19 protein-coding genes and 4 pseudogenes are annotated in these 23,541 nt (G+C 51.7%); 10 read left to right on the top strand and 13 right to left on the bottom strand.

Annotation, left to right across the window (positions count from 1 at the left end; all coding sequences use genetic code 11):
* The first annotated feature begins 24 nt into the window (after positions 1–24).
* Positions 25–1,263 carry an IclR family transcriptional regulator gene (locus QYH43_RS20140; RefSeq protein ID WP_301157928.1) on the top strand — a complete coding sequence of 413 codons (1,239 nt, stop codon included), beginning with the start codon at positions 25–27 and terminating at the stop codon, positions 1,261–1,263.
* A 254-nt stretch (positions 1,264–1,517) separates the two neighbouring features.
* Here QYH43_RS20140 and cynS read toward each other — a convergent pair whose 3' ends face one another.
* The 10 genes from cynS to QYH43_RS20090 all read right to left on the bottom strand — a co-directional run bounded on the left by cynS (position 1,518) and on the right by QYH43_RS20090 (position 12,264).
* Positions 1,518–1,967: a cyanase gene (gene cynS, locus QYH43_RS20135; protein WP_150757582.1), complete on the bottom strand. Its 450-nt coding sequence runs from the start codon at positions 1,965–1,967 to the stop codon at positions 1,518–1,520.
* Between the two features lie 24 nt (positions 1,968–1,991).
* On the bottom strand, positions 1,992–2,534 hold the full coding sequence (locus QYH43_RS20130; RefSeq protein WP_150757583.1) for an OsmC family protein: 543 nt from the start codon (positions 2,532–2,534) through the stop codon (positions 1,992–1,994).
* Positions 2,535–2,939: 405 nt separating this feature from the next.
* Positions 2,940–3,803, bottom strand: coding sequence for an MBL fold metallo-hydrolase (locus tag QYH43_RS20125; protein ID WP_150757584.1), 864 nt, complete (start codon positions 3,801–3,803; stop codon positions 2,940–2,942).
* A 9-nt stretch (positions 3,804–3,812) separates the two neighbouring features.
* The gene (locus QYH43_RS20120; RefSeq protein ID WP_301157927.1) at positions 3,813–4,628 is read right to left on the bottom strand and encodes a sulfite exporter TauE/SafE family protein; all 816 of its coding nucleotides are present in this window, start codon (positions 4,626–4,628) and stop codon (positions 3,813–3,815) included.
* Positions 4,629–4,735: 107 nt separating this feature from the next.
* Complete coding sequence (locus QYH43_RS20115) at positions 4,736–5,650, bottom strand: ABC transporter ATP-binding protein (protein ID WP_150757586.1); 915 nt, start codon at positions 5,648–5,650, stop codon at positions 4,736–4,738.
* Entirely contained in the window at positions 5,640–6,494 is an 855-nt protein-coding gene (gene ntrB / locus QYH43_RS20110) for a nitrate ABC transporter permease (protein WP_301157926.1), read from the bottom strand. Before ntrB ends, QYH43_RS20115 begins: the two co-directional genes overlap by 11 nt.
* 9 nt (positions 6,495–6,503) lie before the next feature.
* Complete coding sequence (locus tag QYH43_RS20105; protein ID WP_301157925.1) at positions 6,504–7,865, bottom strand: ABC transporter substrate-binding protein; 1,362 nt, start codon at positions 7,863–7,865, stop codon at positions 6,504–6,506.
* A 27-nt stretch (positions 7,866–7,892) separates the two neighbouring features.
* Entirely contained in the window at positions 7,893–9,227 is a 1,335-nt protein-coding gene (locus QYH43_RS20100) for an FAD-dependent oxidoreductase (RefSeq protein WP_301157924.1), read from the bottom strand.
* Entirely contained in the window at positions 9,224–10,357 is a 1,134-nt protein-coding gene (locus QYH43_RS20095; RefSeq protein ID WP_301157923.1) for an acyl-CoA dehydrogenase family protein, read from the bottom strand. Before QYH43_RS20095 ends, QYH43_RS20100 begins: the two co-directional genes overlap by 4 nt.
* Positions 10,358–10,653: 296 nt before the next feature.
* On the bottom strand, positions 10,654–12,264 hold the full coding sequence (locus tag QYH43_RS20090) for a sigma-54-dependent Fis family transcriptional regulator (RefSeq protein ID WP_301157922.1): 1,611 nt from the start codon (positions 12,262–12,264) through the stop codon (positions 10,654–10,656).
* A gap of 458 nt (positions 12,265–12,722) precedes the next feature.
* Here QYH43_RS20090 and istA point away from each other — a divergent pair, with 458 nt between their 5' ends.
* From istA to QYH43_RS20075, 3 genes and pseudogenes are all read left to right on the top strand, one after another.
* Positions 12,723–14,222, top strand: a complete 1,500-nt coding sequence (gene istA, locus QYH43_RS20085) for an IS21 family transposase (protein WP_177336958.1) — start codon at positions 12,723–12,725, stop codon at positions 14,220–14,222.
* Entirely contained in the window at positions 14,215–15,018 is an 804-nt protein-coding gene (gene istB / locus QYH43_RS20080) for an IS21-like element helper ATPase IstB (protein WP_060540902.1), read from the top strand. The genes istA and istB overlap by 8 nt, the downstream gene beginning before the upstream one ends.
* Positions 15,019–15,202: 184 nt before the next feature.
* Positions 15,203–15,436: pseudogene (locus tag QYH43_RS20075) on the top strand (NAD(FAD)-dependent dehydrogenase); the annotation flags it as partial.
* 202 nt (positions 15,437–15,638) lie between these two features.
* Here the strand turns inward: QYH43_RS20075 and metC are convergent.
* A complete protein-coding gene (gene metC / locus QYH43_RS20070; RefSeq protein ID WP_301157921.1) occupies positions 15,639–16,817 on the bottom strand; it encodes a cystathionine beta-lyase in 1,179 nt (392 codons plus the stop codon).
* A 386-nt stretch (positions 16,818–17,203) separates the two neighbouring features.
* Between metC and QYH43_RS20065 the strand changes: the two genes are divergently transcribed.
* The 6 genes and pseudogenes from QYH43_RS20065 to QYH43_RS20040 all read left to right on the top strand — a co-directional run bounded on the left by QYH43_RS20065 (position 17,204) and on the right by QYH43_RS20040 (position 22,200).
* Complete coding sequence (locus QYH43_RS20065; protein ID WP_301157920.1) at positions 17,204–18,688, top strand: amino acid permease; 1,485 nt, start codon at positions 17,204–17,206, stop codon at positions 18,686–18,688.
* 106 nt (positions 18,689–18,794) lie between these two features.
* Entirely contained in the window at positions 18,795–19,358 is a 564-nt protein-coding gene (locus QYH43_RS20060) for a TetR/AcrR family transcriptional regulator (RefSeq protein ID WP_301157919.1), read from the top strand.
* A gap of 372 nt (positions 19,359–19,730) precedes the next feature.
* Positions 19,731–20,285, top strand: a complete 555-nt coding sequence (locus QYH43_RS20055; protein ID WP_301157918.1) for an OsmC family protein — start codon at positions 19,731–19,733, stop codon at positions 20,283–20,285.
* 157 nt (positions 20,286–20,442) lie between these two features.
* A pseudogene (locus tag QYH43_RS26920) lies at positions 20,443–20,827 on the top strand (SDR family oxidoreductase); the annotation flags it as partial.
* Positions 20,828–21,103: 276 nt separating this feature from the next.
* Positions 21,104–21,799: a DsbA family oxidoreductase gene (locus tag QYH43_RS20045; RefSeq protein ID WP_301157917.1), complete on the top strand. Its 696-nt coding sequence runs from the start codon at positions 21,104–21,106 to the stop codon at positions 21,797–21,799.
* 71 nt (positions 21,800–21,870) lie between these two features.
* A complete protein-coding gene (locus QYH43_RS20040) occupies positions 21,871–22,200 on the top strand; it encodes a co-chaperone YbbN (protein ID WP_301157916.1) in 330 nt (109 codons plus the stop codon).
* A 47-nt stretch (positions 22,201–22,247) separates the two neighbouring features.
* On the opposite strand, the pseudogene QYH43_RS20035 reads toward QYH43_RS20040, so the two are convergent.
* Together QYH43_RS20035 and QYH43_RS20030 are read right to left on the bottom strand one after the other, a co-directional pair.
* A pseudogene (locus QYH43_RS20035) lies at positions 22,248–22,810 on the bottom strand (NAD-binding protein); the annotation flags it as partial.
* A 475-nt stretch (positions 22,811–23,285) separates the two neighbouring features.
* Positions 23,286–23,462: pseudogene (locus tag QYH43_RS20030) on the bottom strand (FAD-dependent oxidoreductase); the annotation flags it as partial.
* Positions 23,463–23,541 lie beyond the last annotated feature (79 nt).

The raw sequence follows: 23,541 nt of genomic DNA, 5'->3' as shown, positions 1-23,541 counted from the left end.
CTTCTTGGGCGGTGCGGGGCATTTTTGAGTGAGCTGGCTGAATCATCACAATGCACCGCGCTCGTGTCTGTCTACTGCCCTTTCAGTAACGGTTATTTCGTAGCTGCTTGCCGGGAAGCCATAGCGACGCTTACGTTCAGGCCTGAACTGGGTGTTGTCTTTCCGCTTACATTCGGAGATATCGGTCGGCAGTTTTGTGCATTTATCGAGGCCGAATCTTCACATTCAAATGTGCTAGGTAATGCACGTGAAGCTGACTGTAGTTCGAGTCACCACGATGCCCTTGGATTGCTATCGGAGGCAGAGTTTCCTAGCGCGTTGTCGATTGCCACAAAGAGTCTTGCGAATGGGCTAATCGTATCCGTCTCTGTCCATTCGGTTGGTAGCGTCGGGTCAAATAAAAACTCGCAGATTGATGCAGATGTGCAACGAGTCGCTGAAGAAATAGAAGCGACTGTAAAGTCTCGAATTCTGGGCAGCCCTCAGAAAGCGCCTAATATATTGATCGAGGAGACTAAGTCCACCGTTACTCGCCTCGAAAGACTTTTACTATTGGCCTGCGCTTTTCCGGATGGGCTGAAAAACTCTGTGGGGTTGACTGAACAACTCTTATGCAATGAGGCTACTGCCAAACGACTGATACAATCGGGAATTCAAGCGGGGATTGTAAGTTTATCTGGCTCCACCTTGTTTCCTGGTTCAAAGCTCTATCAATGGGCGTCCAAAATTGGCAGCGATCACAGCAACCTCGCTGATCTTACCCGGCCAATTTTGTCAGGATTAGTCCAAGAGACCGGTGAGACAATCGCGTTTCTCGCCTACGACGAAGCTACTGAGAAAGCTGAGTTTCTTGATGTAATTCAAGGATGGCGACCGATTCAGTACAAGCTGCAGGTCAACGTGGAAGTACCGCTTTATGCCGGTGCAGCTGGTAAAGCTGTATTAGCTTTTTGTGATCAAAAATTAGTCGACTCTATCGAGCTAAAGAAAATTACTGAGGCAACTATTACTTCTCGTGAAGTGCTAAAAGAAGAGATAAAGGTAATTCACGAAAGAGGCTGGGCCACTGGTGACGGTGAGCGTGTTCTTGGTGCATTCGGCTTGGCTGTACCATTTTTCGTAGACGGTAAAATTCGAGGGTCGATTTCAGCCACTATTCCTCAGTACCGCAAAGATGAGCGTGATCTTCCATTGCTGACTCAGTTGATGCGCGAGGCTACTAAAAAGATAGAGCGACTTCTATCTTTGGGTGTGAAGTGTTAACGGGAATATAGCAAGCGCCTGCTGAGTCTAGGCTCACCATGTGATTTTGGTTTGAGTACAATGGGTCTTCGTCGGGCCCTTTTTCACAAAGAGTCTTCTAGGGACGCTCAATTGGCGGACGGCCTGATAGCTAATCAGTGATTGTTGTCTGGTCAACCTCTCATAAAAAACGCTGTTTAAGGCCGTCCCTCAGATTTCTCGCCTTGGTAAGGCGCCTTCCCTGTGTTTGGCGAAGGCGCTTGTCTACACGGGGATCAGTAGCTCTTGTAGGGCAGGAATTTACCCGACAGAACTACGTTAACTCGATCTCCCTTGGGATCGTTTTGACGTTGGATATCCATGCTGAAATCGATGGCGCTCATGATGCCATCACCGAATTCTTCGTGAATGAGCTCTTTAATAGTGGTGCCGTAGACGTTGACCATCTCGTACCAGCGGTAGATCAGGGGGTCTGTAGGGACTGTTGTTGGCAGTGATCCTTTGTAAGGTGCGATCTGGAGCCAGGCTACTGCCTCGTCGGGTAGGCCAAAGATTTTTCCGACAGCTTCGGCTTGGGGTTTATCGAACGTCATCTGGCCCAGGCAACCTGCCGTCGTCCATTCTTTGGACATGCCCAACACTTCTGCAACCTGACCCCACTTTAGGCCTTTGCTGACTTTGGCAGAAACAATCAGTTTCGTGACTTCTTCGCGAGACGAGATCATCAGGATTCTCTCTATGTTTATGAGTTATTCAGCTAGTGAGATGCTGAACTGGATTGGATTACGCATGGTGTTCGCCACTGGAGAATAGAAGTTCGCGTGTTTGACGATTTCGTCCAGTTCTTCGCGAGATGCGTCGCCCTCAATCAACACTTTTACGCGGATGTCTTGGAAGCCCATTTGTGCTGGTTCCTTTTCTGAGCCGCCAGCTCCCCAGGCAGCTGGATTACCGATATCGCCTTCCATGAAGATTTCCAGCTTGCTCAGCTTGATCTGCTTCCAGGTAGCGACAGCGGTGATACCCACTGCCAGGCAGCCGCCCAGACCCGACAACACAATCTCACCTGGGGCAGGGGCAGTGTCTTCACCGAACAGGTGTAGAGGCTCGTCGACGACTACAGCTTCATGCTGGCCCACGTAGCTGAGGCTACGGTACATGCCCTGCATAACGGTATGGACTTTGTTGGTGCCACGACTCGCTGGATTGTTTCGACCTTTTTCAGCAAAGGCCATTAGGCCGTCACGATCAATTGGGCGCAGGTAGGCTTTGACGGTGGTTGCTTCGGACATTATTGACTCCTCGGGGTAAGCACGCAGCCAAGGCTGCTCGTATGGACAATTACGTTTTGCAAGCGTGGTGCCAACTCGAGAATTTATTTTTTATTCAATAAAAACAGTTAGATAGATCTAGTAAGTCGATATTAAGGATTATTTTTCAGGGCTTCCAATTTGTTGACAATGTTTACAAATTGTAAGGTTGGTCTGTTTGTCAGGGGAGTACATGGAGAGGATATGCTGATTACGTTTGGTGTCAGACGCCATGGGAGTTTGAAATCACTTGAATACCCAACCACCAACGGAATGCCGGGCTCTAAAGGGAGTAACGGTGGGGAAAATGAGACGTGGGGAGTGAAGGAGGGGGCTTCGAGACTGGGGGGAGGCTTATGCCGTAACTGAAGAACGCCGCTTGGAAAATTAATCCTCGTCTAGAGGAATTCGTAAGTATCGTTTGCCGTTCTCGGCTGGTTCCGGGAGTACCCCGGCCCTGATGTTCACCTGGAGTGACGGAAGCAACAAGTCGGGCATGCTCAGAGTAGCGTCTCGCGTCTGTCGTACCCTCACGAAAGTGGCCATATCGGAGCCTTGGCGAACATGAATGTTTTTACTTCGCTGCTCACTGACGGTCACGACGCTTTGGCGCTCTCGACCTTCTGGCGGATAGTCATGACACAAATACAGTTGGATCTGCGATGGCAATGAGAGAAGGCGCTGAGTTGAGGTGAATAGTTGCTCGGCATCTCCGCCAGGGAAGTCGCACCTAGCGGTGCCCAAATCCGGGGCAAACAAGGTATCCCCAACGAAGGCCGCCTGGTTATTCACGAAATAAGCAACATCAGCTGGGGTATGACCGGGTACATACAGTGCAACCGCTGGCATACCGGCGATTTCAAATTTTTCATCGTCCTTGAAGAAATAATCAAACAGGCCGTCGGCCTTGTAATACTCCGGCGCAAAGTTGTAGATCTTCCCAAATACCGCCTGTACGGTTTTGACCTTCTCGCTTGCGGCTATTTTTCCTCCGACTTTGCTGCGCAGGTATGCCGAAGATGACAGGTGATCGGCATGCATGTGAGTTTCTAGTAGCCATTGGACTTTTAAACCTTGGCTGACGATGAAGGCTATGATGTCATCTGCGCCTTTCGTGTCGGTTTTTCCAGACCTGAAGTCATACCCTAGTACCGGGTCGATGACGGCGCATTCCTTCCGATCTTTTCTGTAGACGACATAGCTAAAGGTGCCTGTCAGCGTATCGGTAAAAGTTTTGACTAGCATGTTCATCCAGTGGCCTCAGTGAAGAAATGGCATCAATGTCTTTACCAGCAGCATCACAGCAGCTACACACACCAGCAGAGAAAATCCTATTTGTAGCAGGCTTCCTGACACTTTTGGTGCGAGTGTGCGACCGAGCAACATTCCAGCCAATGCGGCTCCGATAAATCGCCATGCGGTGGGTTCTATGACTCCGCCGGCTATCAGGAATGCGCTTACCGTGCCTGCTGAAATGAAGGCAATCACCGCAAGCGCCGTAGCAACGGTTCCGTGCATGTTGAGATTACTGAACTGTCGAACACCTGGCACGATTATGAACCCGCCGCCCAAGCCGAGCATTCCGCTGAATAATCCAGAGACGCCACCGATTGTTGAAAGGCTTACAAAGCAACGGTTAGTCCACTGAAATCTCCCTGTTGACGGATTAACTAAGCACTTTGCTGTGAGCAGGTTTTGCTCTTGGTTGCCTTCAGATATGTGAGGGAAAACAGCTTGCGCGAACATCCTGGCCGAGATGAATAAGAGCACTGTGCAAAAGATAATCATCAAAGTCGTTACTGAAAGGATTTTCGCAAGCCACAAACCAACGGGGGCGAACAAAGCTCCAAGTAAAGCCATCAGCAGAGCCGCCTTGTACCTGACCAACCCCCGACGTAAACCATCGAGGCAGCCAATGAAAGCAGCGCTGCCGACGGCAATCAGTGCGACAGGTTTAGCTTGTGGCAGGGTGTAGCCAAGCCCCAGCATCAGTGCCGGCACGGCAAGAACACCACCTCCGCCCGTCATGCCTAAGGCAAGACCAACTCCTGCGCCATACAAAAAATCGAGAACCATATCCTTCCCCTGGTATCGGGTGTCAGAAGCTAAAAGCCGGGATGAACTCCCCCTCGCTGCGCCTGCGCAGAGTGAGAGGGAGTAAACAATCGATAATTGCTAAAGGATCAGTTAACGATTCTGATTTTGGCGTGCTGGTCGTTGGATGGCTCAGGGGGCGGCGTGCTCTCTTCCAATCCCGGGAGAACGATCAACGGCTCACTGTTCTGTGCAGAGCCGCTCTGCTGGATTTCCTTGGAACGACGAACCAGGAAGTCGACTAGGTGATTTCGAATTCGATAGAACTGGGGATCATGGTGGATGGTCTCGCGAGTACGGTCACGAGGTATCGTATTGATCACTATCTCTGCGACTCTGGCGTGGGGGCCGTTGCTCATCAGCATGATCTTATCTGCCAGCAGGATGGACTCGTCTACATCGTGTGTGATCATGAAGACTGTTTGTTTTGTTGCCGCGCAAATTTTTAGGAGCTCATCCTGAATGACGCCTCTGGTCAGAGCGTCCAAGGCTCCGAACGGTTCATCCATCAGCAGCATTTTTGGCTCAACTGAAAAAGCTCTCGCGATACCTACACGTTGCTTCATCCCCCCTGAAAGCTCGCTGGGCTTCTTTTTCGCGGCAGCCTTGAGGCCGACCAAATCGAGAAATTTGGCGCCATGCTCAAGGACTTGTTTGCGGTTCCACTCGGGGTGGCGAGAGCGCACTGCAAAGGCGATGTTGTCCTCCACGGTTAACCAGGGGAGGAGGGCGTGGCTCTGGAAAACCACGCCGCGATCAAGACTCGGGCCTGAAATCTCTTTGCCGCCCATGATCACACCACCGCTGGTTGCTTCTTCCAGTCCCGCGATGACATTCAAAATGGTGCTCTTACCACAGCCCGAATGCCCAATGATGCAGACGAACTCGCCCTTCTGAATTCCGAAGTTGATGTTCTCGAAAACCGGTGGAAGATCCGGACGATATCGCTTGGTCAGTCCTTCGACTTTAATGAAGGGAGCATTATTGGTTTCGTTATTCAGCATAGGTCACCTTCCGTTGCAGGCGAGCGAACAAAAGATCGAGGAGCATACCGATCACGCCGATCATCAGAACGGCGAAGATGACGTTGCCCAGAGAGAGGTTGTTCCATTGGTTCCAGACGAAATAGCCGATCCCTGTTCCACCGATCAGCATCTCGGCAGCGACAATGACCAGCCATGCGATACCCATGGAAATACGCATGCCTGTAATGATCGTCGGCGCCGCGGCAGGCAGTATCACTAGGAAGGCTTTTCGTAGCGGGCTAACCTCAAGCACGCGGGCGACGTTGAGCCAGTCCTTCCTTACACCTGCGACTCCGAAGGCTGTATTGATCAGCATCGGCCAGACTGAACAGATGAAAATGACAAAAATCGCCGAGGTGGTCGAATCCTTGATGGTGTAAAGCGCTATCGGCATCCAGGCCAATGGAGAAATCGGCTTGAGCACCTGAATGAATGGATCCAGGGCGCGGTACAGCAAAGGCGACATGCCGATTAGAAAGCCCAGAGGAATTGCGACCAGAGCGGCGAGGAAATAACCAGCACCTACGCGTCCGAGCGAGTAGGCCAACTGAATACCAATACCCTTGTCATTAGGGCCGCGATCATAGAAAGGATCGCTCAGGTTTTTATAGGCCAGGGAAGCGAACTGAGTTGGGGTTGGAACCCCATTCGTGTTGCTTGAAGTTCCATCGGCTGACTTACCCATGAGCATCGCGTATTCAGCGTCATGCGCCATCTTCAGGTCTTGCTTGTTTGGCTGTGTTGCAAACTGCCACACCATCAACAAGAACAACAGTATGCACAGCGACAGCAGCGCTGCCTTCAATTTGATCGTCGATTTCATAGTCGCTCCTCAACTGCGCTTGATAGCGAAGCTGTTCAAATACTCGTCGGCCTTTGCAGGGTCAAATTCCTTGCCCATGACCGAGAACTTCTTGTACCCGTCGAGCGGAGCCGCATCGGCCTCGGCCAACGACAGGTTTGCCATTTGCTTTCTGGCATCGGTCATCAGAAAGACTTTTTCAGCCAGGTCGTTGAAGTTCATCTCACCTTTGATGTAGCCCCAGCGCCTCATCTGCACAAGCATCCAGGTCGCCATCGAATACCATGGCATCGGATCAAAACCGGCGCGTCCTGGCTGATTCTGCACCGTGCCAAGACCATCGGCGTAACGCCCGGTGAGGGCCTGACGAACTACGATTTCAGGCTGGTTCAGATAGTTAGGTGTCGAAATTGCCTGAGAGATAGACAGCAGGTTTGCAGGGTCTTGCGCGGCGCTTGAAGACTTGAGAATTGCCCGGTAAAGAGCGGCAAAGGTGTTGGGGTTTTCTTCGATGAAGGCTTGGGATGAACCAAATGAGCAGCACGGATGGCCATCCCAAATATCCTTCGACAGAATGTGGATGAAGCCAATCTCGTCATACACTGCGCGCTGATTGAATGGGTCTGGGCCGAGGAAGCCATCAATGTTTCCAGCCCTCAGGTTGGCAATCATCTCGGCGGGCGGAGTGACCCGAAGCTGAACGTCCTGATCTGGATCAAGCCCGTGCTCAGCTAAGTAATAGCGCAGCAGGTAGTTGTGCATTGAAAACTCAAAAGGAATGGCAAACTTGAAGCCTTTCCAGTTTCTCGGGTTGCGATTTTCTTTGTGTTTTAGCGCGAGCGTGATCGCTTGACCATTCACGTTCTGAATTGTTGCAACTCTCATTGGCTGAGGGCTGGAGCCTAGTCCCATCGAGATCGCCAATGGCATGGGGGCGAGGAAGTGCGAGGCATCCAGCTCGCGATTGAGCATGTGATCTCGAACCAATGCCCACCCGGCGGTTTTTTGCAGGCGGACTTGCAGTCCCTGTTCTTTGTAAAAACCCATAGGGTCGGCCATGATCAACGGCGTTGCACAGTTGATAGGGATGAAGCCGATTTTCAGGTTCTTTTTCTCTAGAGGCCCGCGCTCATCAGCCATGGCTTGAAGCGACGGCAGCGGCAGAACCGATGCAATTGCTGCCATCGCGGTACTGACACCTACCGCCTTGAGGAACTGTCGACGAGTGCGCTCATTAGGAAACAGAGCTTTGACTGCGACCGCCTCGATAAAGTCATGAGACAGGGCCTCTTCGTCCCTGACATGCTCCGCCTGACTGGTATGGGCTCCGCAACTGCACCCACCTAGGGTTGAATCACTGGAGTACGGGGTAAATATATTCTCTTTGCTCATCCCAACGCCCTCGCCGAATTCAATTGATCACGCCGCTTTGTTGCTGCCTACGCGCAACAAAGAGCTAGGCTGACCTTTTACGATCTGATGCATAACCAGATAGTTGAGATCTTCTTCCACGACGACCCATTCACCTTCTTGGCAGGGCGCTCCGTGGATCTCGATGGGAAGTGAACGAGTTTTTAGTCGGATAATGGGTTGTGCGTGGACGTAAGCGTCACCGGGTATTCCCAGCGCCACGTGGGCAATTGCCCGTGCTTGTTTAGCGATGGGCTCGATAAAACGGCACGCCATGCCATCGAGGCTCACGCAATCGCCCAAGGCAAAAACGTCAGGCGAGCTAGTCTGTAGCGTAGCGGGGTTAACCTTGATGCCGCGCTCAAACTCCAATCCGGCAATTCGAGCCAATCGGCTTTCGGTCGCGAGACCGATTGCCGTGACGATGTGATCAACTTCCATAACAACATTACAAGTGGTGATGATGCTTTTTACGCCGGCACCCAAGTCGGTGATCGTTTTCACCTGAACTCCGCCAACGTAATCAATGCCGCACTTCAGTTGGCTGGCTTTGAGTCGCTCTGCAGCTTGAGCCGGAAGCAGTCCACCAAGTGGCAGTGACTGGCGGTCGATCAGCGTGACCTTATGGCCCGCTTTTGCAAAGTCTTCGGCCATTTCGCAGCCGATCATCCCGGCACCAATGATTGCTACACGTTGGGGTTTGCGCTCCAGCTGAATCTGCAGACCGCTCCACCCGGCAAGGTCGTTAACACGCCAGCAAAGGTGTGGGGGGAATTCTGGCGGCAGGATAGGTTTTGCCCCTTGAGCCAGAATAAGTTTGGTGTATTTGAGAGTGCCGCGAGTGGTGCGAAGCTGATGTGATCCGGTTGCCAACCCCACCACGAACGTTTCGGTATAGAGCTTCACGCCCAGTCTTGTGGCTGCGTCATTGGCGGACTCACGAACGATGGCGTCAGCCGTCATTCCCCGGCTCAGCGCGACCGACAGCTCTGGCTTGTGATACAGGTTGCCTACACAGGCGCTGATCAGGGTGATCGGCGTTTCAGCATCAAGGGCGCGAATGGCTTCGACGGCGGCCCAGCCGGCCAGGCCTGCACCCACGATCACGATGCTCGGCTCTTGGGTCGGGCCAACCGGCGCACAGGATGGAGCAGCTTCGCGCTGGACGAAAGGCTCAAAGTCGACTTTTGTAACGCCGCAAAGCGGACACTCCCAGTCTTCTGGAATATCTTCGAATCGGGTGCCGGGAGCGAGACCGCTATCTGGGTCACCCAGTTCTTCGTCATAAATCAAACCGCAAGCGCGGCAGATAAACTGCTTCCAAGCTTCGACAATGGCACTCATTTGGGCATCTCCTCTTTCATCAGGCGTGCCATTTCCCAGCGCAGATGCTTAATGGCCGGGGTGACAATTGCCACGAAATGGGCCTCGCGAATACGGCGTTGCGGGGCTGCGCTTTTCAGGTACCCACGAGCGCCTTGATGCAGCAACGCCGACTGGGTTGCGCGAAGCGCAAGCTCGGCGCCTTGAGTTCGTGCGTCGAGGACTTCGATGAAGAAGTCCTTGCTGTCGTCATAGGGTGTCAGGGCTAGTCTGGCGACTCGTGAGTTGAGCTCATCGAGTTCGGCTTGCAACTGGTCTTGGCGGTCGTGAAGGAAGTGGTTCACATGACCCAGTACAGGCTCTACTTCGCGAATGGAATCAATGCTTCCATCGACCAGGCCCGTTGCCATGCCTGCCTGGAGAAGAACGAAGGCAGAGCGAATTTTTGCAATAAAAGGTTTGGCTGGGTCGGCAATCAGATTGCCTTCGTCAACAAAGTAGTCCTGCAATTGGACACGCCAGGTGCTCGTACCTTCCATGCCGGAGAATTCAGGGCATGCTCCCAGATCGACAGTGTCATCCAGGTCGAGCAAAAACATGATTTCGTGTGATGTGCTGCCATCGGGCTTTTCGACCTTGGCGATGGCACCACAGTATTGGCCCTTTGCGATGTGGCTGACCCATGGCAGCGTTCCGGATACCTTGTAGCCTCCAGGCACTTTTTTGGCCCGGAAGACCATGCTCTCGATACCGGCAAAGGTTTTCATCGGGTTTGAAAGCGCTGTACCACCGAACGTTTTACCTTGAGCATGAGCGTTGAGGCGAGCCAGTAGGGCAGGGTTGCCAGATTGCTCCATGTAGAGACCGCATACGTCATGACACCACATCAGGAAGCCTGTAGACCCACACGAGCGTGTCACTTCATTCATTGCTGCCAGCGCAAGGTCAAAGCGGCCGCCGGAGCGGTTCAAGTGGATACCCAAGGCACCGGTTGCACCCAGTGCGCCCATCACATCAAGCGGGTAGTAACCATCATGGTCAATCTCGTTTGCAAGCTTTGCCAGTTGGCCACGAGAGATCTGTTGAACCTGCTCCATGAGCGCGGTTTCTGCACCAAAATTTAACGGCGTAAAACGAGGTGCGACGTTCATCAAGCGACCCCCTGCAGATAGATATCCATGCAGATATCTCCGGGCTTGATGAATTCGCAGTTATCGCAAGTGAGGTGTTGGTTCATGAGGATCGTCTCCATTCCCTGCCCCTCGTTCAAAGGAGGCTGACGGAGAGTCGATTGCAGGGGGCGTGCCAAAAACGATTAAAAAATAAACTCTATATTTTTCAGTCGATTAGTTCGTTGCTTCCTGCGGATTGCTAAATTCATAAGCCGAATTCTTATATGTTGCGGACAGAATGTAGACATTGTTTACATTCTGTCGCTTGCAAGGCACTACTCTAGGCCCAATTTTTTTAGCCGATAATTGAATTGCCGAGAAGTCAGCCCAAGCACCTGGGCTGCTCTAGACTTGTTTCCGCCTGTTTGTGCCAGAGCCCTGGTGAGTGTTTCTGGCGAGTGTGATTCTGCAGAGACGTAGGGGCGAATTGCGTAGCTGAATTGAGCGTTTTGTTCGTCAGAAAACGCAGGGGCAGGATGCCTACCTGAAAGCGCCAGATTCTCCTCAGCACTTGCGTTGAAGAAGGGCTCTAAATCTTTAGCGTTCATTGATGATTTTTGCGCCAACAGAACAATTCTCTCAATCATGTTGGATAGCTCACGGATGTTACCTGGCCAACTGTGCTCCTCCAGCATATCAATGGCGTCGGTCGTCAGATTGATGTTGCGCTGATTCGCTTGGTTGACTTTGTTCAGAAAGTGCATCGCCAGCACCGGAATGTCGCTACGCCTGCTTGCGAGGGAGGGCAGATGAATAGGGATCACGTTCAAACGATAGTAAAGGTCTTGCCTGAATTGGCCGCGACTGACTTCGGCTGCCAGATCACGATTGGTTGCTGCGACCAGTCGGACATTGATTTTAATCTCGGATTTGCCGCCAAGCCTGGTGATGATGCCTTCCTGCAATGTTCTTAGAAGCTTGGTCTGCATCAGCAGCGGCATTTCTCCGATTTCGTCGAGAAAGATGGTGCCGTTATTGGCTTGCTCAAACCACCCCGGCCGCATTACGGACGCCCCCGTAAAGGCACCTTTTTCGTGGCCGAACAGTTCTGATTCGAAAAGACTTTCAGGGATCGCGGCGCAGTTGACCTTGATGAAAGGCATGCCACGTCGAGGGCTAGCCAAATGCAGAGCCCTGGCGAAAAGCTCCTTGCCGGTGCCCGACTCGCCCAGCAGCAGGACACTGGCCGTGGCGTCCGAGACGCGCTCCAGCTCAGAAATTGCACGCAGTAACTCAGATGAGTTGCCGACAATTCCGTACCGCGTGGCATCCGCTTGTAGGGCTTTGGTAAGAAGATCGTTCTGCATGGAAAGTGCGCGGGTTTTTTCTTCGATGTAGCTTTGCAGGTGCAGCAACTGTCCTATCAGCGTGGTGAGGATACGAAGAATAGTGATGTCGTCGGCAAGCGGTCTGGATCGCAAGCGGATCCGATGACAGGCGAGTACGGCCACTGTTTTATGACCGATCTGTACCGGGAGGGCCAGGAAGGCAACCTGTCCTTCAGGTAGTTTTTCCCTCGCTACCACGCGGCCAAGAAACACTGGATCTTTGTCGATGTCCTGAACAATGATCATCTGCCCGGTCGCAAGAACCCGTCCTGTAATCCCTTCATTGAAGTCATAAATTCCTCTGCCCATTTCATCTTTGGTCAGGCCGTACGCATGTCTGATACTGCCTGATTTTTTACCCTCATCGATCAATACGATGCGACCACGGTTCAGTCCTAAAAGCTCGGAGAGCAGGTGCAGGAGCTCCCTGAACACAGGTTCAGGGTTGAAGTTTTTGCCAGCAAGAGCCATGACCTGCTGGAGCAACAGCATCTCTTGGGCACGCCAATAAGCTGGAGTTTCGCTACTGCCGGCCTCACTTTTCAAATGGTCAGTCATCGGAATCTTCCACTAAGTCAATGGTTCCGAGTATGCATATCTCATGCCCGCAAATTAAGGTGTGGCACACCAAGCTTCGAGGTTTTGAAAATTTGATGCTGATCTAGTAGATCTGAGAAGAATTAGAAACCAAGAGAGGCGCTTTGCTTGCCGATTTCTTTTACAGCCTTCCGAGTTATCGAATGTTTACGCCAGCCTTCACGCCACTCGTATGAATGTCTTCGTACATGCCTGTCAGTCTCAACAGTTGAGTTCGGCACCTTCTACTCTGGTTGGATGGGCGTGATTGACCATTATTGAACTCACCATAACCCGGGGCGATTCACGCCTAGCTTCATTCCGGTGTTGCCGCTGACCGAAAACTGACCCAGTAAAGGCTGTTCTGCCGACTGAAAACTGACCCAGGTGTTCAACTGCTTCTGCTCAATTTTTGAGCAGGAGAACACAGGGTGATCAGCATGGAAATGATGGGCAAAATTCGGCGCATGTATTTTCGCGACAAGCTGTCGCTGCATCAGATAGCCAAGCGTACCGGGCTGTCGAGAAACACCATCCGAAAATGGGTCAGAGCACCCGAAGCCACTCAACCGGCGTACCTGCGGTGCGCAGCCTCCAACAAACTCAGTCCGTTTCACCAGACGCTGGAGCAAGCGCTCAAAGCCGATTCATTTCGGGCAAAGCACAACCGCAGGAGCGCCAAAGCGCTCTTCGAGCAGATCAAGGCAGAGGGTTACGACGGCGGCTACAGCCAGCTCACCGCCTTCATACGTTCGTGGCGCGGTGAGCAAGGCAAATCCTTACGGGCCTTTGTACCGTTGACGTTCGCACTCGGCGAGGCCTTTCAGTTCGACTGGAGCGAAGAAGGTCTGCTGATCGGCGGCCTGTTTCGACGCATCCAGGTCTCCCACATGAAGCTGTGCGCCAGTCGCGCATTTTGGTTGGTTGCGTATCCCAGCCAAGGCCACGAGATGTTGTTCGATGCCCATACCCGCTCGTTTGGCGCGTTAGGTGGGGTGCCGCGTCGCGGCATCTACGACAACATGAAGACCGCTGTCGACAAGGTCAACAAGGGTAAGGGCCGCACGGTCAATGCCCGGTTTGCCGTTATGTGCGCACACTACCTGTTCGACTCAGACTTCTGCAACGTGGCCTCCGGCTGGGAAAAAGGCATCGTCGAAAAGAACGTCCAGGACAGCCGGAGACGCATCTGGCTCGATGCTCAAGATTGTATGTTCCACACCTTTGAAGAACTGAATGTCTGGCTCGGCCAACGCTGTCGTGCGCTCTGGAACGAGTTGCTGCACCCACAGTACAACGGGCTGACGGTGGCGGACGTCCTGGAACTGGAACGGGTGGAAATGATGCCAATGCCCACGGCCTTTGACGGTTATGTCGAACGCACTGTGCGGGTCTCCAGCACCTGTCTGGTCAGCGTGACGCGAAATCGCTACTCGGTGCCGTGTGAACGGGTCGGTCAGTGGGTCAGCAGCCGCCTGTATCCCTCTCGGGTAGTGGTCATCGCCGATGAAACGATGATTGCCAGTCACGAGCGCCTCTTTGATCGAGACCAGGTCAGTTTTGACTGGCAGCATTACATCCCACTCATCGAACGCAAACCTGGTGCGCTACGCAATGGCGCTCCGTTTGCCGATCTGCCGAAGCCATTGCTGCTTCTCAAGCGTGGTCTGAGACGTCACACCAATGGTGATCGAGTCATGACGCAGGTACTGGCGGCAGTTCCCATCGCCGGGCTCGATGCCGTGTTGGTGGCTGTGGAGTTGGTACTTGAATCAGGCAGCTTGAGCGCTGACCACATCCTGAATGTCCTGGCTCGACTGACATCTACAGCAGCCCCTCCATCTGCCGAAACCAGTCTTCAACTCAAGGTCGCGCCTGTCGCCAATACGGCGCGCTACGACCGGCTGCGTACCACCGATGAGGAGACTCGCAATGCGTGATCTTATGGCGGAACTCAAAGAACTTCGGCTGCATGGCATGGCCAGCGCCTGGGAAGAACTGGTCTCCCAAGGCGAAGCCTCGACGGCGTCGTCGAAATGGCTGCTCGAACATCTGCTTCAGCAGGAACATGCAGATCGCGCCGTACGCTCTGTGAATCATCAGATGAACATGGCCAAACTCCCCATCCATCGTGATTTGGCAGGCTTCGATTTCAGCGCTTCCAGCGCAGACGCCCGCTTGGTCAGGGATCTGTCCAGCCTGGAGTTCACCGATACTGCACAGAATGTCGTGTTCATCGGTGGGCCTGGAACAGGCAAAACCCACCTGGCCACCGCCTTGGCCGTGTCCGGGATCACGACGCATAACAAGCGCGTGCGCTTCTACTCCACGGTGGATCTGGTCAATTTGCTGGAGCGCGAAAAATACGAGGGCAAGGCAGGCCGAATCGCTCAAGGACTGCTTCGCATAGACCTGGTGATACTCGATGAGCTGGGGTATTTGCCCTTCAGTCAGAGCGGTGGTGCCCTGTTATTTCACCTGCTATCCAAGCTATACGAGCACACCAGCGTGATCATCACCACCAACCTCAGCTTCTCGGAATGGTCGAGTGTGTTCGGTGACGCCAAGATGACCACTGCGTTGCTGGATCGGCTGACACACCACTGCCACATCGTCGAAACGGGCAACGAGTCCTACCGCCTGCAACACAGCAGCTTGGTCGACCAGACAAAGATCAAATCACGTGAGCGAAAGCGCAAGAACGATGACGGTACAGAGGACGATGAACCGTTTTGATCAACACCGGGAATTCCCTGCCGCATGCCTGTATGCGGTGGGGCTTAGTGCCTATGTCAGCAGGACACTGCTGCTAAGCTTATCCACAGTTGCTGATGCAAAAATCAGCAAACGGCCCTGGGTCAATTTTCAATCGGCAGGGTGGGTCAGTTTTCAATCAGCGCCAACAAGCTGTTGCTTTATATCCTTGGCTCATCGCAAATTTCCCAATGTCTGGGCGCTAGGTGACGTGATCGATACGACAAAAAAACCATGGCGGCCACACGCGAACAAACTCCTGTCGTAGCACAGCGTCTTGGTAAACCTGGGAATGAAGCTGCATCAAGCTGTGTTTAACGGCTTCGGTTCCTGCCCTCTGACGATTGAGCGTGGAAAAGTTGTCTTGGCGGAGTTTCTCTATGGCGGAAAACTAGCGCCCTAAGTGCTTAATGGGTTCGAGGGGGCACGAGCAGATTTAGCCAATGAGTTGGGGGTAGTGAGAAGGCTTTATCGTCGGGTTCAGGTTATAGACGGAGATAAATGAGTCTTATCGGTGAGGAGTGTCGGGTGTTGAACTTTAGATGCCGCGATCGGGCGGCAAAGTAAGCACAGCCCAATTAAGGGCTATGCATTTAGTCAGCTTACTTTAATTGGCTGCTTAATATGTTGAAATTCGCAAAGCCTTGTTCTAAGTCTTCGATCAGATCAGATGGGTCTTCAAGACCAATATGCAGCCGCACAAGGTGCCCATCGACCTCCCAGGACGTTGCACTTCTAACAGGGTTGGGATCTGCAATCATCGCCAAGCTTTCAAAGCCTCCCCAAGAGTAGCCAATTGAAAACAACGAAAGGCTATCCAAGAGTGCATCTGCGGCTGCTTGTGTGGAAGGTTTGGTAACGAAGGAGAGTAAGCCTGACGCACCTTTAAAATCCCTTTTCCATAATTGGTGCTGAGGGTGAGACTCTAATGCAGGATAATAAACTGCTACCACTTCCTCGCGTGTCTCCAGCCACTTGGCGACCATCATAGCGTTTTTGTAATGACGCTCCAGTCGAACATCTAGCGTCCTCATACCTCGGAGCGCCAGGGTTACGTCATCCGGACTCGCAAACAAGCCCATGTTGAAGTGGTATCGCTTGAGGCTATCCCACGCACGCTTGGAGGCTGATACAGTGCCAAGAACCGCATCGGAGTGGCCGACGATATATTTCGTGGCTGCCATGACGGACAGATCGACACCAAGTTCCAGTGACGGAAAGTAAAGCGGGGTACCCCAAGTGTTGTCTGCAATAACCAGGATGTTGTGATCATGAGCAACCTTGGCTATTGCAGGAATGTCCTGTATTTCCAGAGTCAAGGAGCCAGGTGATTCTGTATAGATTGCTTTAGTGTTTGGCTTGAGGAAGTCTACGATTCCGGCACCTATTGTCGGGTCGTAAAACGAGACCTCGATTCCAAGACGTCGACCCACCTGCTCACAAAAAGCCCTTATCGGCGAATATACGTTGTCGGCAATTAGTAGGTGATCTCCTGCCCCCACCACTGACAGTATGGCAGTCGTACAAGCCGAGAGCCCTGAAGGACAAAGAACTGTGCCTTCCGCCCCCTCCAACTGCTGGAGGGCCAGAGTCAATGCCTCCGTCGAAGGGTTATTCCACCGGCCGTACGCATATTTTTGGCGTCCCTCACGCATGGATTCGGACGTAGGAAAAGCCACCGTGGAGCCCCGGTAAACCGGTGTATTCACGAAGCCATGATGCTGACTGGGCTCGATAGAAGCGTGGGCGAGTAGGGTCTGCACGGTTTTATATTTTTTCATACTGGCTTCCGTTTCTTGCGTAGTGGAGGGCTCGTCGCGAGTTTTCCCGCGCGTCGCCGAGATTAAAATCCTATTTTTCTTAAAAGTCTACTACTAGGTTGGCATGTGAAAAAAAACGTTTAAAAACAGTTAGTTGCGCGAATCATATAAAAAAATGTTGCAAGGCTACCAAGTGGATGGTAGGTTTTCTGTGTCTAGAGATTTCGTTTTTGGTCGACCGAAAAGCGGTGCATCTGGGCACTAGGACATTGCTGGAGTGATGCCTAATGTCCGTAATACCATTGGGCACGGCGCTCTCTTTATGATTTCTCTTTGGAACTGGGAAGAAAGTTTTAAGTTTGCAAGAGATAAAAAAAACAACTGCAAATTAATCGTTTGGGTGAAGTATGACAAAGCAAAAGGTACAGCCCGTTTTAGCAGTTCAGTGTGATAGCGAATTGAAAGAAAAGTCGAACTGGCTTGATTCTCATGAGAGTGGCTACTCAAAACATCTTAAAAAACGTCATGTGCAGATGATGGCATTAGGTGGAGCTATCGGCACTGGTTTGTTCTTGGGAGCAGGGGCAAGGCTTCAAATTGCCGGGCCTGCACTTGCAGTGGTGTATTTGGTGTGTGGGGTTTTTGCTTTTTTCATATTGAGAGCGTTGGGCGAGTTAGTGATGCACCGTCCTAGCAGCGGGAGTTTTGTATCTTATACTAGAGAGTTTATGGGGGAGCGCGCCTCTTTTGTAGCGGGATGGATGTATTTCTTGGTTTGGGCATTAACAGGCGTAGTGGACATCACGGCTATTGCAATATACATGAAATACTGGAGCGTTTTTTCCGATGTCCCACAGTGGATATTCGCGCTTAGCGCTTTGGGTGTGGTGACATTGATGAATATGGTCGGTGTCAAATGGTTTGGGGAAATGGAGTTTTGGTTTGCTGTTATTAAGGTGGCAGCTATCAGTATTTTCTTGGTGGTCGGTTCGTTCTTCTTTGCTACTGGCCACGAGGTGGCAGGGCACATCCCGGGTCTACATTTGATCTCTGATAATGGGGGCATTTTCCCTCATGGCCTTCTGCCGGCAATCATTATCGTGCAAGGCGTAATTTTTGCTTATGCGAGTATTGAGTTGGTAGGAACCGCTGCTGGTGAGACGGCTGATGCTAAAAGTGTCATCCCCAAAGCAATTAATGGCGTGGTTTGGAGGATAGGGCTTTTTTATGTGGGCTCAGTATTCTTGCTAGTCACTGTATTGCCGTGGACGGCCTACAGCGCCAATGTCAGCCCTTTTGTAACTTTCTTTGAGGCGCTCGGAATTCCTGGCATTGGCTCCGTTATGAATGTTGTGGTAATGACTGCGGCGCTCTCTAGTCTAAACTCTGGTTTGTACGCAACTGGACGAGTATTAAGATCGCTAGCTATGGGGGGCTCTGCTCCAAAGATGTTTAAACGAATGAGCACCCAAGGTGTTCCCTATATGGGGATCTTGGTTACTATGGGGATCAACGTATTTGGCGTGCTATTAAACTTTTTAATTCCGTCTCAGCTTTTCGAGCTTCTGCTTAATCTAGTATCTCTGGGGATTCTTTCCACATGGGCATTCATTGTGCTTTCGCAAATAATGTACCGCCGTGCAGTGAAGAGAGGTGAAGCCGAGATGGTCTCATTTAGAATGCCAGGCGCTCCGTTTACCTCTTGGTTGACCTTAGGATTCTTGCTTGTAGTTTTGGTACTATTGGGTTTCGATTATCCTAATGGAACATATACTGTTCTATCTATACCGTTAGTCGCTGGAGCATTAATGCTGGGTTGGGCTAGGGCTGTCCGTTCCAAAGCCGTGCGCTTGGAAGAGAATGAGGGTAGCTCGAACCATGTAGGAGTCTAGCTTGATGGCGATGAGAGTACGGTTGATGGCGTGCTCTCATCGCTTGAGTTGAACAGTTGCTCTAATGCAGTTAATATGTGTTTATCGAAAATTCAAGGTAAGATTTATGAGTACTCGTTCTGACCTTTTAGGCACTGCCGAGCTGTTGCTACGCACCAAAGGGTACGCTGCATTTAGCTATGCCGATTTAGCTGACGAAATTGGTATAAAGAAGGCGAGTATCCATCATCACTTCCCTACAAAAGAAGGGCTTGGAATTGCCGTTATTGAGAGCTATCTTTTTAGATTTGAGAAGAATCTAGAGTTGATAAATGAAAAAAGCTCCGACACGATCGTTCGGTTGGAAGAGTTTTGTAAGTTGTTCGTTGATAGCTCAAAAAATGGAATGTTACCCCTATGTGGTGCACTCGCTGCTGAACTTTCTGCTCTGCCGGACAGTCTTAAGGAACTGACTAGGAAATTTTTTGAAATCCATCTTGCATGGTTGGAGAGTAATCTCCTTTTGGGTCAGTCTGAGAGAGTTATAAAGGGGGATGTCAATCCCAAGGCGGTTTCACGGGCGATATTGAGCTTGCTTGAGGGCAGCAGTTTTGTGTCTTGGGCGCTGAGTGACACAGTTGTAGACCAGTCTGGGTTCGATTTGATTTTGAACAGTATTATCCGTTCGTAATCTAGGTTTATCGCAGCTGACCGACATTTCAGTAGAGAACCTTTTCTCAACACGTTGTATCGCCCATCTTTTAAGGTGGGTTTCTTATTTCTACCTTCCGCTGGCTGCTTCAGCAACTGATCCACTCCCGTAGGATAAAATTTCTGAGCACCTACGCTTTTTCAGCGTGTGTCTCCGTCTGTCTGCACGGACAAGCGGTACCTCCCTACTAGCTACGTATTAGTCGGGGTTGAGAGGTGATTCATCAGTTACGCGTGGGGTGGATAACGAGATCCAAAAAAATCCTCTTGAAAACAAACCAACCAATTGGTAGGGTTGTTGTGTGGAACATTCATCCAACCGCAAAAATGCGCTCCTTCGAGGTTTTTTTTAATGACAAGTAATCTGAATGGTATTGACGTCGCCGCTCTGCAACAGTTTGCTCAAGGTGTTGCTGGGGAGGCGAACAAGCGTCACGCGAGCTTCAACGTCAAGACCCAGTGGAAAGGCCAGACTCGCTCTGTGGCGAAAGTCAGCCGCTACAGCTTGGCCGGTGAAACCTATCCGCGTGATTTCGAAATTGTCGCCGATGAGCCAAATGAACTGTTAGGTCAAAACTCTGCCCCAAACCCTCAAGAGCTGCTGATGGCAGCGCTCAACGCCTGTATGTCGGTAGGTTATGCGGCCAACGCCGCCATGATGGGTATCAAAATCCATAGTCTGGAAATTGAGACGGACGGTACCCTTGACCTGCGTGGTTTCTTGGGTCTCGACGAGAGCGTCAACCCAGGGTACGACGAAGTGAGCGTCGTGATTCGCCTGCACACCGACGCACCTCGTGAGCGCGTGGAAGAGCTGCATAAAAATGTGATTAAGACGTCGGTCAACTACGCCAACTTCTCGAAAGCCATCCGTATGGCGCCGACCCTCGAGGTTCGTGAGGACTGATAATCGTCGGGCTTCGAATCTTTAAAGCCTTAAGAGCGCCAGTGGGCAAAGCACTACTGGCGTTGCAACTTTTGGCCTAATAATTCAATGGAGTACGAAATGAGCATTTTTTCAACAAAAAACTGCTTGTCGTCGGTGGCACCAGTGGTATGGGTGGTCAATTGGGAGCATCGGCTCTATCAGTGCACATGCTGCATTCGCTGGTTCGTCCGCTCTGCCTACGCGATGGTGAAGGTACGTTTGCATGCGCTGACACGCAATCTGGCTATTGAATCGGCTCACACGGGTATTCGCGTCAAAGCCGTCTCATCAGGGATCGTCCACACCTCGATCTATTAGGGGGTCATGGGCAAAGAGGCGATTCCAGAAGCGATGAAGTCGCTGGCTGATTTCCGCCCAGAGCGAGTTGGTGTTCCGGAGATTTTACCAACACCATTGTGTTCTTGCTGTCGGGTAAAGCGTCTTGGGTGACCGGCGCTATCTGGGCTTTTTCGAGGAACAACTTGAATGGCTGGAGAAAGCCATCAGCGAGGCAGCTCTGAAAAAACGCGTGGTTAGCCTATGCCGCCTGAAGCCTACGTGCTCATCCGGTTGAGCGCGTTAGGAGGTGCAAGTCTCATTGAGTGGACAATAGGCAGATCAGTTGATCATTTGGTAGGGTTTAACTATTTGCTTAAGTCGCTAGAACGATCAGTTCTCAAATAGTGTCATAAACTAAAACATGCTGGTCGCTACCATATAGGTTGATTTAGATCAGTCTCTTGGCTTCTGCTCAATAGGTGGCGGTGTCTTTAATTTCTTTCAATGTCGAGTGATTTATGAGCAGCGTCTCTAAAAAATTTGTAGTAGATATTTGGTCTGACTACGTCTGTCCTTGGTGCTGGGTCGCGAAGCGTCGTTTCGAAAATGCGCTTGCAAGCTTCCCATACAAAGACAGTGTTCAAGTCAATGTAAGAGCGTACCGTCTTGCCCCGAACCATGTTGCTGAACCTATGGTTGGAGCCCTAAAACGTAAATTGGGTAGTCCGGTCTCTGCTGTAACTATGATGAGTGCGGTGAAGCAATATGGCCAATCTTCGGGGCTTGATTATCGTTTCGAAACCATGCTGTTTGGTGATACTGCAGATGCGCACGTATTAGTTAAAGCAGTCCAAGATGAAACCCTGAAAAAAGACTTGGTGGAAGCGCTCTATGAGCAAAGTACCACTCAGGGTAAATCGCTCTTCGACAGGAAAAGTTTAGAGGCGATAGCAAAGTCTGTAGGGGTACCTGATGAGTCAGTTCTACTCGCGTGGTCATCTCAAGCCCTGCGCTTTCAGATGCAGGAGGACGAGCGCGCGGCGGCCCAATTCGGCTCAGGCGTTCCTTTTTTTGTTTTCAATAATTCGTTTTCAGTTTCGGGAGCTCAGCCCCAAGAGGCTTTTCTCCAAGCATTGAATCAAATGTATTTGGAGTCAACGGGTGAGGATGAGTCGTTCAGTGGTCAAGTCTGTGGTCTTGATGGATGTAATTGATGCTAGAGACTTCGCAGCACCTATGGTGCTGCTATCTCTAAACTTGAAGTAGCGTTGTGGATGAGGTGCAAATGAGCCGTATCGTAGACTTGAGAGCCGAACAGTTCGCCAGATTCGTTGCAAAAGGCAGCAGCGTCGTGCTGTTTTCGGCGTCTTGGTGCAAGCCATGCCAGGTAATGAAGCCGGTCTTTCACGACCTCGCAGACAAGCTGCATTCTCGCGCGGCCTTCGGAAAAATTGATGTGGCTGTTTCTCCGACGATTTCCCAAATGTACGGCATACGATCAGTGCCATCCTTGGCGATTTTTCACGAAGGGCGGTTACGTTTGGTTCTGGCCGGCTCTCGCTCGGTTGCCGCTTTGAAGATAGCAATCTTGGCTGATTTAAAGGACGTTTTGTAGGTCGATCTGAATGGCTTTAATTCTTTCGATTTTCGTTGGCTATTTTTCTTCTCCACCTTGGCTCGACTTTGCTTCGGCCAACTATTGATCAGATAAGCTGTATCGTCATTGAACAGTTCCGCTAGTAGGGCGTTTGTAGGCGTCGTAGTAGAACTCGGTCTCATCCGAGGGCTGCGTGACCATTTCCTCAGCATCTCCAGATTCAGGCGACGGAATCGATCCCCCCGCTCACGGGCTTCATAGCGCCCGACGCCCAGTTTTTTCCAGTGCTTTACGTCCAAGGGGCAAAGCGATCTCAAAAGTCTCCCGCTGGACTGCCTCCATGCCTATATGGCGTAGGGCAATGATGTGACCCATATCGCGAGCGCACCATCACCTTCAGGGAGGGAAAATGCTTCTGGGCCAGCCGAGTCAGTGCTAGGTTATTGTCCTGATTGTCGATGGCGTTGATCAGCATCACTGCTTGAGCGGCGCCGGCGGCGTGCAACAAATCGAGGCGGGTCGCGTCGCCGTAGAACACCTTGACCCCGAACTTACGCAACGTCTCGATATGACCGGGATCGTGATGCAGTACCACCAATTCAAAGCCACAGGACATTAATAGACGGCCTTGCGCAACGCGGGATGCGCGCGCATGGCTCAACCAAGGGGTATTACTTCGGAGGTCGGTATGTGACCGCTGCAAAGTCATTGGCGCAATGCTCAGTGGGTGATAGCGGCGATTGCCGTTGTTGAGCGTGACCTTTTTCGAGAGCTTTAATCCTCAAGCTCGCACTGCGTCGTAGTTGAATCAGTGATCGTTTTGGCAGGACTAGGGGCTACTGTGCTGTTGATTGCTAGTGCTTTTCCTACCATCAGTCGACCAACTCATGACGCAGTGCACTCGGTGCTTTAACGAAGTAGCTCCGGACAGCATGCGAAAAACGCGCAGGGCTCTGTATGGCCCAGTCTTTCTGCTGGTATCACAAGTGGTAGCTCGGAATCAGCTAGACCTTCCAATGCTTCGTTCGTACGCGCTCCTTCCAGCAGTTGCCGGAAGGATGAACCGCGTTCGATCAATCGAAGCTGAAGGGTGCGCATGCTCAGAAGTGTGCGCCGTAGACCAGCAACTTCTTCGGGGCGCAGTCGAGGTTCAAATAGGTGCCGCCCAGGTAGCGGCTCTCGGCCACAGCCACTTTCGCGTCAAAACCGGCCGCAAAGCGAGCAGCCCGTACACCACCGGAACCGGCGCCAATGATATAAAGGTCAAAATCGCAGGTCATTTTCATTCTCCTCAACAGGCCATCAGCACAACGAGCGGTTGGCTAATGGCGTGCGGGATAGCCTGTAGGCCTTGAGAAA

The sequence above is a fragment of the Pseudomonas sp. C32 genome (assembly GCF_030417915.1).
Taxonomy (GTDB): domain Bacteria; phylum Pseudomonadota; class Gammaproteobacteria; order Pseudomonadales; family Pseudomonadaceae; genus Aquipseudomonas.
Note: the sequence above shows the minus strand (reverse complement) of the source record. Positions and strands in the feature narration are given on the sequence as shown.